Consider the following 1,763-nt stretch of genomic DNA (forward strand, 5'->3'; position numbering starts at 1 on the left):
GAACCCGGAAGCTAAGACCCACAGCGCCGATGGTACTGCACCCGGGAGGGTGTGGGAGAGTAGGACACCGCCGGACAACCATTAAGAAGAGGCCCCCCCACCCCCCGCGCGGGGGAGGGACGAATTAATAAAACCCCCCCCCCCCCCCCCGCGGGGGGGGCCTCTTCACATTTAACCACCCACACACCACGGCCGACCGAGTCCACTCGAGACCTGGCTGTGGAGCCTTTGCCGGATGGTCATCGCCGTCACGCCCTAACGGACGTCGCCACGTGCCAAGGCGAACGGCAGGCGATCGAAGATAATGTGGATTTCCACGATCTGACCATCCTGAACGCGGTACAGCTCCGCACCGGGGGCGCTCTGCACTGCCCTACTGGCGGTGTCGTACATAAGGATTGCTTCGTTGTCCTGGCCGTGGACGGCCAGGAGCCTTGAACTTGTAAGCGACGCAGCGAATGGTTCCATGAACGCCCGGACAGCTGCCCTGCCATTGAAGGTGCCCGAAGGCGCATGGCAGGTAACGCTTTCGGCCAGGTGCTCTGCCGCTGAATCCAGGTCGCCGTTGGTCCACGCACGGTGGTATGCCACGCCGATCTCCACTGCGCCGGCCTCTTTCCCAGTCATGGTCTGTTCCTCTCGTAGATGGTTATGTCTATGTAGACACCACAACGAAGAGAATCGGAACGCCCGGATGGGCGCGTGCCAAGATTGAACCGTGACGTCCACGGGGTTGAAGGCCGCCAGGGCCGGTGATGAAGAGGCATTTGCGTCGCTCGTCGCGCCCTTTCGCCGGGAGCTTCATCTGCACTGCTACAGGATCACAGGATCAGTTGACGACGCAGACGATGTGATGCAGGAGGTCTTACTTGCCGCATGGAAAGGCTTGCCTGGATTTTCCGGGCGGTCATCTTTGCGGACGTGGCTCTATCGGATCGCCACGACTCGTTCGCTCAATGCACGACGTGACCAAAGCCGCCGTCCTCGTCCCGTTCCCCCGTTCACGCCACCGGTTCCGACTGACCGATTCGACCAACCGCATTTACAGCCCTACCCGGACCAGCTGGTCAACGAGCTGGACCCTGCTTTACAAGCTATTGCCCGCGAAAGCATCGAGCTCGCCCTTGTGGTTGCCCTCCAGCGGATGCCGCCGCGCCAAGCCGCGGTGCTGATGCTTTGTGACGTATTGGACTTCACCGTCAGTGAAGCTGCGCAGATGCTCTCGATAGGTCCGACGGCGGCCAAGGGACTCCTCCAGCGCGCCCGCTCTGCCAGACCCGCGACAGTGCCGCCGGTGCCGGGCGCGGACCACTCCGATCTTGCCCGTAAGTTCGCTGACGCCTTCTCCCGGGATGACGTCGATGCAGTCCTGGAACTCCTTACCGACCAATGCTGGTTGGCCATGCCTCCGGCCAGCGAACGCTACGCAGGTCGGAATGCCGTAGGCAGTTTCCTGCGCGCTAGTGCGGCCGGCCGGCCGGGAGGCCACTATGTGCTGAAGGCTGTCACCGCTGGTGGGAGGCCGGGGTTCGTCTGCTACCTCGAAGGCCGGCCCCGGGGGCTGCTGGTCATTGAACCGACCCCGGAAGGGCACAGGATCTCGTCGATCCTGCGGTTCCTCGACGACGGGTTGCATCGGCATTTCGGGATGCCGGACTCCCGCAGGTGACGTTCGGTCCTGCCTGGATTGGGGCGCCGCTGTTCGTGGCGCTCGACGGCGTGCTGTCGCTTGGTTTTGGGGTGGGGTTTGGGTGGTGTGGGGT

The 1,763-nt window shown here is 63.3% G+C and carries 2 protein-coding genes; one reads left to right on the forward strand and one right to left on the reverse strand.

From position 1 onward, the window contains the following. Positions 1 to 255: 255 nt before the first annotated feature. Complete coding sequence (locus LN996_RS23415; RefSeq protein ID WP_231343488.1) at positions 256 to 627, reverse strand: nuclear transport factor 2 family protein; 372 nt, start codon at positions 625 to 627, stop codon at positions 256 to 258. A 91-nt stretch (positions 628 to 718) separates the two neighbouring features. On the opposite strand from LN996_RS23415, the gene LN996_RS23420 reads away from it, so the two are divergent. Continuing rightward, on the forward strand, positions 719 to 1,669 hold the full coding sequence (locus LN996_RS23420) for an RNA polymerase subunit sigma-70 (RefSeq protein ID WP_231343489.1): 951 nt from the start codon (positions 719 to 721) through the stop codon (positions 1,667 to 1,669). Positions 1,670 to 1,763 lie beyond the last annotated feature (94 nt).

Origin of the sequence: Arthrobacter sp. AK01, from assembly GCF_021109375.1 — a bacterium.
Lineage (GTDB): Bacteria > Actinomycetota > Actinomycetes > Actinomycetales > Micrococcaceae > Arthrobacter.